Genomic DNA, 7272 nt, shown 5'->3' with positions numbered 1-7272 from the left:
AGAAAGATGCCCGAAACGAATGCCTTACAAGTACGGATCGAGCCTTGGACGGAAGCTGATCTTGAGCTGCTGTATCGCTTGAATACACCGGAGATGTTGGAGCATCTTGGAGGCCCGGAGACGGAAGAGCAGCTTCTCGCGCGCCACAAGCGGTACGTTGAGATCGGACGGAAGGGGACTGGCCGCATGTTCGGCATCGTCCTGCCGCCAAGTCTCGAAGCGGTCGGCAATATTGGGTACTGGGAGCGGAGCTGGCAAGGAGAGACCGTGTACGAGACCGGCTGGGGCGTTCTCCCGGCATACCAGGGCAAAGGCATCGCGACCATGGCAGCCGTGGCAGCTATTGCCAGCGCCAAGGCCGAGCGCAAGCACAGGTACATGCACGCGTTCCCGTCCGTCGATAACCCTGCATCCAACGCGATCTGCCGGAAGCTGGGCTTCCAGTTCGTCGCCGAATGCAGCTTCGAATACCCGCCGGGGAGCACTATGCGATGTAACGACTGGTGCTTGGACCTTGACGCGAGCGTAGTGTAGTTATGAGATAGGGAGGATTCCAAAAGTGGAAGCGTTGATTGAGGAATACGGCCGCGGATATGAGCTGCTGCGGGAAGCCGTCGAAGGATTGACGGAAGAGGAGCTTCGTTTCAAGCCGGCACCGGACAAATGGAGCATTCATGAAATTCTCATTCATCTTGCAGATTCCGAGCTGGTCTCGACACAAAGGCTGAAAAAAGTGTTGGCGGAGGACGAGCCGCTTATTATGTCGTGGGAACAGGACGTATGGGTGAAAAACCTCGGGTATGAGAAGCAGGACCGTGAGCAGCATCTGCTGCTGTTTCAAATGCTGCGTGCCCATATGCAGCCCGTGCTGGTCCATCTGACAGCCGATCAAAGCGAGCGGGTGGGGGTGTATGAAGACGGGGCGAGGTTCACCTTTCGCCAAATGCTGGAATACCGCGTCAAGCATGTCCGTATCCACCTTGCTCAAATCGAGCGGGTGAAGGAGGCTTACCGGCAGAGCAGGGTATAAGCTTTTTGGAGGCCATCCCATCGGTTGGGCATGGCCTCATGCTATCGTTTCCGCCAGATTACCCTTCCAGCACATCCGCGTCCAATTCGCCTGCAATCTCCATCATTTTGGGGATTACCGCTTCATTGGAGCCGGATACGTAAATATCCCCCTGGTAATGCCGGAAAGGGATCTTGCTATCGCCGAAGGTCCACATGAAAAAATCTCCCTCGATCGACATGGTAGTAGCCCCTGTCACCGTAAATACCGAGGTATAGGCAAAGTCGGGTTTGGTCGAAAAATACTGTCTGCATTCCTCCAAAGAAATACCTTGCTCCGCAGTTCCATTTTCTTTAAATTCTCTTGTAATCCGAAAACGTTTGCTCATGGAAATCCTCCTATTTCGTTCTTCAAATACTTATTTCCGATGATGATCTCATTGACTCGGTGGATCGTCGTCTCGGTTCTGGGGATATCGGCGGTTCTATGGAGCAGCAGCCACCGGAGACATGCAATCGCTTCAAACCTCCGGATTTCTTCCGTATCGAATTCACTGCCCGATAAATAGGCATTCCGGAATGCAGATGCCAGCATTTCTCCATTGTAAATATGGATTAAGAAACTTGACCAAGCCAAATCGTACCTGGCGTCCCCTAATTGCGCATTAGTCCAGTCGATGATGGTGTACTTTCCTTGGTTGTCGAGGATGTTGCCCAAGTTAAAGTCGCCGTGAATCAGCTTGTTTCGTTTCAGTTCGGAGCCTGCAACTAACGGGAGCAGTTCGGCCCAAATGTCTTGATGCTCTTCAATTCCCGGATAGAAATAAGGAATGAAATCGTATGTTTTAAGGAGCGCACGGTCCAGCTCCCGAACCGATAATTGATGCAGTCCCAGCAACAAGTCGGCGAAATCTTTTGCGTGTCGGCTCGTGACTGTTGAAGGCGGGCTGCCGTCGCAGCTCGTCAGCAACACTTTATGCCGGGAAGGGGTGTGTCCCCAGCCATAAGACGTTGAAACGGGAATACCTCTGTGCCGAAGTGCGGCCAGCAGGCCATGTTGAAAATGCACATCCGGATTCGAAGCCTTGTTCCATATTTTAAGCACAGCGCAGTCCGTAGGGGAACAAAATTTCAACACGTTGGCTTCCAGTCCGGCCGGTATGGGGCTAACGGTTAGTTCTTGGTCCAGCAATTCGTCAACGAAGCTCGTTTTCTCGACCCAAATCACCTCGTCCAGGCGCTCCACATCTGGCCTCCTTTCTCACCCTAAATGCGATGTTCCGGGGATCTCCCGATGAAGCCGAAATAAAAAAGCCGATTCAAGTCTTGAAGCATGGATTCACTTGCTTGCTGCAAAAACCCGGGCCGCGCCAAAGCTTCTTTAAACAGTTGGATATACACCATTGCGGCTTCCATCGAAATACTCGGGTCAATATAGCCTTCCTTTTTTCCTTGTTCAATCAATTTTTCGAAAAAAGGTAAGGTTTTGTTTTGGTAAAACTGTTCCAGGTAGTCGCGGATCGCCGGATCGCCGGCCGTTGCTCGAATGAGGTTCACATTCAATTGGTTGGCGATTTCGCTGCGGTCGCACAAGATCAGATCCATTTTTTGCTGAAACGGCATCTCTGCCCCTAAAATGTCTTCGTACTTCTCCAGCGTCGTATCCATGTAATGAACGAATGTCATTCGGATAAGCTCATCCCGGCTTCCAAAATAATTATAGATAGTAACCGGGGAGACGTTTGCCTTTCTGGCGATATCGGCAATACTCAGCTTATCGAGCTCGTAAGCGAAAATTAATTCGAATGTCGTTTTGAGAATGAGTTCTTTCTTCTTTTCCGTACGAAGCCGGTACCCGTTCATGTGTTCACCTCGCAACTACTATACTAAATGATTTGTAGCGAATCAATTTGTAAAAGGGAAAAAAAGGTTGAGCCAAAGCATGAAAGTCGTCAACGGTACCGGACCTGTCGGCTTAAAACCGCGCATACCGGGTCCGCGGTCGGTTTTGGGCTGGAAATGAACATGCTGCGCTTTTTCCGCAGCCCGTTTGCTTACCAGCGCTGGTTGTACGATACTTACGGCAAGCTGGTCGCCTTAAACCAAGGGGGACAATCCTTCCGCCATTTTTGCCTTCGGGCCCGAGTATAACCATCAAATCGTTACGAATCCGGATTTCTTCGAGATCAGCTCCGGACTGATCAAGATCCCGAAGCACACCGTCTTGGGGAAAATGATTTTTCTGCTGAGCCAGCATCCTGACATCATGTCTGACCTTCTGGAGGAGCTGAACGGGGCGATGGGGGGAGCGAGCCGAGTCTGGAAAAGCTGAATCAATTGCCTTTGCTCGAAGGCGTGGTGAAGGAAAGCTTGCGCTTGCTGCCGCCTGCGCCGATCGGAGCCCGGGTGACGACGGCTTCGTGTGAGCTGGGAGAGATGACGATACCGCCGAAAACGAATGTTTACTTCAGCCAATTCATCACGCACCGGCTGCCCGAGCTCTATGAAGAGCCGAATCGCTTTATACCCGGGCGCTGGAGCACGATCAAACGGACTCCTTATGAATTCCTGCCGTTTAGCGCAGGACCGCACATGTGTATCGGCTGGGGCTTCGCCATGCAGGAGATGAAGGTGGTGCTGTCGATCCTCTTACGGCGTTACCGATTTTCCGTTGTGCCCCACGCCAAAATTAGCCCGAATCTGGTCATGCGTCCCGTGAACGGAATGCCGATACGCATCGTTCCCCAAGACGGCAAATTCGGGCGGGAGCCGGTTCGAGGAACCATTCGTCAGCTCGTCGATTGGTAGCCTCCTATCGCAGCCCTATTGCAGCCCAAGCTCTTGACAAAGCTCGACCAATTGATGGACGCCGTAAAACTGCTGGCGATTGCGGTGATGGATGCTTACCAGCGCATTTTCCGCGACCTTCTTCGCTTGCTCGATGCTATGATGCTCCACGGCATGAACGATTTCCTTCATATTTTCCAAGAAATAGACGGTCCGGCGCAGTGTGCGTATGAGCAAAATTTGCCGTACGTGTATCGGCGTGAAAATCCGGTAGCCATTCTCGGGATCGCGCTCCGGCGAGATGAGTCCTTCCTTCTCCCAATGCCGGATGGCCGAATCCTGTACTCCGGTGAAAGCAGCGACTTCGCCGATGCTCATGTGGGTTTTCAGCTTTTTGTTCGCTGCGAGCGGGAGCTCCGGATTTTGCAGCAACTCCAGCGTCTGGTCGGCAATGGTCTTTTCGTGATGCAGGTTCGCTTGCTCTTTGTTGACGAGCCAGAAGGCGGTGTCCACATCTCCGTTTTGAATGAGGCGAAGCACTTGGCAGGTGAGCCCAACGCCAAAGGCAGGGAACATCGCGCGAAGGCAGCGAAAGTAGGCCAAATGCACCTTAGTATACAGGCGGTATCCGTTGGGAGCGCGGTCAGGGGCCGGAACGATGCCCCAAGACTCGTAATGCCGCAAAGCGCTCGTGCTAATGTGCAGTTCCCTGGCAATCTCAATCGGCTTGTAATACCTCATCTCCGGGCCTCCTTCACGATCGAAGCAAAAGTAGATTTCTACTATATCAAAAGCGTCTCGTATAAGTAAACTAGGCTTTTTCTATACCAAATAAATGATCGGGCCCACGAAGGTAATGTTAAGTTAACCGCGTTGTTGAAATTTGAAAAATAAGGAATGTTCGTTCTATAATAAAGGCGACAAGCGCAGCAGGCCGCGACAACCCCTGCCAATACAGCATAAAGGAGTCGGGTACCGAATGAACGAACCGGACTGGAAGGAAGTAGAGGAAAGGCTATTCCAAGAGAGTGTTTCCGCCATAAAGCAGTTTTCTGCTGAGCATACAAACGAAGAAATCTGTTATTTCGCCTTTGATTCCGAGCCTTACTATGGTTACGTGCTCCTATGCTTTGATACAACGGAGAATTCTGTTATGGAGGCGAAACGTTCTGCCGAGAGGGCGCTTAACTTTACCGCTCAATCCATCGAGAAAGGCATGAATTGGCAAATGGCCAATTCGTACATGACCAGCGCCAATTTGCTGCCATTTACCAATAATACCGGCGATTTTAAATATCAGGGCTACACGCAGGTCGACTTTCAGGGCTGGCAGGAATTTGCAGACAGCGACGCATATCCGAAGGGATATTCGGAAGATCAGGATTATTTGGAAGGCAATCTGTCCATTGTTTTCTGGAAAGTGATTGACCGGCTGATCCGGGAGAACCATTTTTCCGTTCTGAAAATGGCCTCTCCATTTTTCGCAGGTTACGGGTTTCATGATCGGGACCAGGTTCTGCTTAGAATTATCAATTGGGGCAATGAAGAGGGAATCGGAAAACACGATTGAAAAAAGAACGCTCCCGGTTCCTATTAATAAAGTGTTGAGACCGGCTTATGCAGAGAATTTTCCATGCGAAGCGGGTATCTCAACAACGTCAGAGACCTTCAAATCCTCGAAGGTTTCTTTTGCGTTGTCCAACTTGCCAGTTCAGGACATATGTCCTTTCCCAATCCTTCGATCTGTCATTTAATAATGGAAAAATGTATAGTTGGGGAGAGGGAAAACATGCGAGGGAGTTTATTTGCGTTTTTGGGCGGGGGTTTTATTACCCTGCAAGGAGTGGCCAACTCCCGGATTAGTCAAGATATCGGCACATGGCAAGCGGCGACGCTCACCCAGTTCACCGGATTCGTTGCGGCGCTGCTGATCCTGATCTTTGTCCGCGACGGGAGTTTGCAGGGGCTCAAGCAAGTGAAGCCGCTATACTTGACCGGTGGCGCTTTCGGAGCGGTCGTTATTTTCAGCAACGTCACGGCGATACATCAGATCGGCGTTACCTTGACGATCGCCGTTTTGCTGATTGCGCAGCTAAGTCTGACCTTCGTCATTGACTGCAAAGGTTGGTTCGGCGTGGCGAAGCAGAAGATGGGGCTGCCGCAGTTCATCGGGATCGCGATGATGATCGCCGGTGTGGTTATCCTGAAATTTTGATTGCTGCAAGTTGAAGCTGGAGGCCGGAGTATGAAGGAAATTCAAGATCGTGAGCAATTGAATCATTATTTGCGGGCATTTCAGCTCGACTCCGTATTTCACGAACCGTTGCTGCCGCATTTGTCGCTGTACGGCTTCGAGCAGGGGGATCTCATCTGCACCCAAGGCCAAGCACCGGAGTATCTGTACGTGCTTGTGAACGGGAAGATCAAGATCTATACCACCTCGTCGGAAGGCAAAACGCTCGTTCTTTCTTTCAAGACGCCGCTTGAGGTGATCGGGGACGTCGAATACGTGCGCGGGACGCCCATTCTCAATACGGTTGAGGCCGTATCGTCCGTCCATATGATCGGCATCCATTACCGCTGGCTGCACAAATACGGAAAAGATCATGCGCCGCTGCTGCGGTTTTTGCTGGAAATCATTACGCAGAAGTTTTACATCAAATCCAATTCGCTCAGCTTCAATCTGATGCATCCGGTGGAAGTGCGTTTGGCCAGCTATCTATTGTCCGTCACCTCCGACGAATCCGCTTCCCGATTGGAAGGGCAGCAAAGCGCGGTCAGTCTGTCGGACGCGGCGAATTTTATCGGAACAAGCTACAGACATTTGAACCGGGTCATCCGGCAGTTCTGCATCGAAGGTCTCGTTGAGCGGGATAAAGGGATTATCGTGGTGAAAGACAGGAATGGATTAAGCGCGCTGGCAGGTCATAATATTTACGAGCACAATCGGGGAAAAGGAGAGACGCGATTATGATGGTAGGGCTGTCCTTGTCGCTTATCGCAGGATCGCTGGTCGGGCTGCAAAATATTTTTAACAGTAAGGTGAACGAGCGCGCGAGCTCTTGGGCTACGACGACACTGGTGTTGGGACTGGGCTTTCTGGCTTCGCTGACGCTCGGTCTGATCGCGGAGGGAACGCATTTATTTGCCCCGCATCCGATGCAGACCTGGTACTGGTTTAGCGGCTTGATCGGCGTAGGGGTGGTCACCTGTCTGGTGCAGGGGATAAGGCTGCTTGGTCCTACGTTTGCCGTCTCGATCGTTATGGCGGCGCAGCTCGGGTTTGCATTGCTGTGGGACTCGATGGGATGGCTGGGTCTGGACAAGGTTCCTTTTACGTTCAGCAAGCTGATCGGAGTGCTGGTTATCGTCGGGGGCATCGTTGTGTTTAAATTGGGCAGCAAACGCAGGGCGCCGCGGGCAGCGTCCAAAATGCCTGCGGGCCATTCTTGACAAGAAGCTCCCGCGGCGCCTTGG

General features: G+C 51.7%; 11 protein-coding genes. 7 read left to right on the top strand and 4 right to left on the bottom strand.

Features of this window, described 5'->3' with window-relative positions; genetic code table 11:
• Positions 1-6 precede the first annotated feature (6 nt).
• Together QMG93_RS03460 and QMG93_RS03455 are read left to right on the top strand one after the other, a co-directional pair.
• Positions 7-534 (top strand): GNAT family N-acetyltransferase, encoded by a 528-nt coding sequence (locus tag QMG93_RS03460; RefSeq protein ID WP_281933527.1) that lies wholly within the window; start codon positions 7-9, stop codon positions 532-534.
• A gap of 25 nt (positions 535-559) precedes the next feature.
• Positions 560-1030 (top strand): DinB family protein, encoded by a 471-nt coding sequence (locus QMG93_RS03455; RefSeq protein WP_281933525.1) that lies wholly within the window; start codon positions 560-562, stop codon positions 1028-1030.
• Positions 1031-1088: 58 nt separating this feature from the next.
• Here the strand turns inward: QMG93_RS03455 and QMG93_RS03450 are convergent, their stop codons facing one another.
• From QMG93_RS03450 to QMG93_RS03440, 3 genes are read right to left on the bottom strand one after another with little or no spacing between them, the layout of a single operon-like run.
• Positions 1089-1397: a hypothetical protein gene (locus QMG93_RS03450; RefSeq protein ID WP_281933524.1), complete on the bottom strand. Its 309-nt coding sequence runs from the start codon at positions 1395-1397 to the stop codon at positions 1089-1091.
• A complete protein-coding gene (locus QMG93_RS03445; RefSeq protein WP_281933522.1) occupies positions 1394-2254 on the bottom strand; it encodes an aminoglycoside phosphotransferase family protein in 861 nt (286 codons plus the stop codon). Before QMG93_RS03445 ends, QMG93_RS03450 begins: the two co-directional genes overlap by 4 nt.
• 20 nt (positions 2255-2274) lie before the next feature.
• Positions 2275-2871 (bottom strand): TetR/AcrR family transcriptional regulator, encoded by a 597-nt coding sequence (locus QMG93_RS03440; RefSeq protein WP_281933520.1) that lies wholly within the window; start codon positions 2869-2871, stop codon positions 2275-2277.
• A 474-nt stretch (positions 2872-3345) separates the two neighbouring features.
• Between QMG93_RS03440 and QMG93_RS03435 the strand changes: the two genes are divergently transcribed.
• Positions 3346-3816, top strand: coding sequence for a cytochrome P450 (locus QMG93_RS03435; protein WP_281933518.1), 471 nt, complete (start codon positions 3346-3348; stop codon positions 3814-3816).
• Positions 3817-3831: 15 nt separating this feature from the next.
• Here the strand turns inward: QMG93_RS03435 and QMG93_RS03430 are convergent, their stop codons facing one another.
• The gene (locus QMG93_RS03430) at positions 3832-4536 is read right to left on the bottom strand and encodes a TioE family transcriptional regulator (protein ID WP_281933516.1); all 705 of its coding nucleotides are present in this window, start codon (positions 4534-4536) and stop codon (positions 3832-3834) included.
• 238 nt (positions 4537-4774) lie between these two features.
• On the opposite strand from QMG93_RS03430, the gene QMG93_RS03425 reads away from it, so the two are divergent.
• The 4 genes from QMG93_RS03425 to QMG93_RS03410 all read left to right on the top strand — a co-directional run bounded on the left by QMG93_RS03425 (position 4775) and on the right by QMG93_RS03410 (position 7248).
• Entirely contained in the window at positions 4775-5365 is a 591-nt protein-coding gene (locus QMG93_RS03425) for a hypothetical protein (protein WP_281933514.1), read from the top strand.
• A gap of 219 nt (positions 5366-5584) precedes the next feature.
• Complete coding sequence (locus tag QMG93_RS03420) at positions 5585-6010, top strand: DMT family transporter (RefSeq protein WP_281933511.1); 426 nt, start codon at positions 5585-5587, stop codon at positions 6008-6010.
• Positions 6011-6040: 30 nt separating this feature from the next.
• On the top strand, positions 6041-6769 hold the full coding sequence (locus QMG93_RS03415) for a Crp/Fnr family transcriptional regulator (RefSeq protein ID WP_281933509.1): 729 nt from the start codon (positions 6041-6043) through the stop codon (positions 6767-6769).
• Positions 6766-7248, top strand: a complete 483-nt coding sequence (locus QMG93_RS03410) for a DMT family transporter (RefSeq protein WP_281933508.1) — start codon at positions 6766-6768, stop codon at positions 7246-7248. Before QMG93_RS03415 ends, QMG93_RS03410 begins: the two co-directional genes overlap by 4 nt.
• Positions 7249-7272: the final 24 nt, after the last annotated feature.

Source organism: Paenibacillus tyrphae (assembly GCF_027925525.1).
GTDB classification, from domain to species: domain Bacteria; phylum Bacillota; class Bacilli; order Paenibacillales; family NBRC-103111; genus Paenibacillus_G; species Paenibacillus_G tyrfis_B.
Note: the sequence above shows the minus strand (reverse complement) of the source record. Positions and strands in the feature narration are given on the sequence as shown.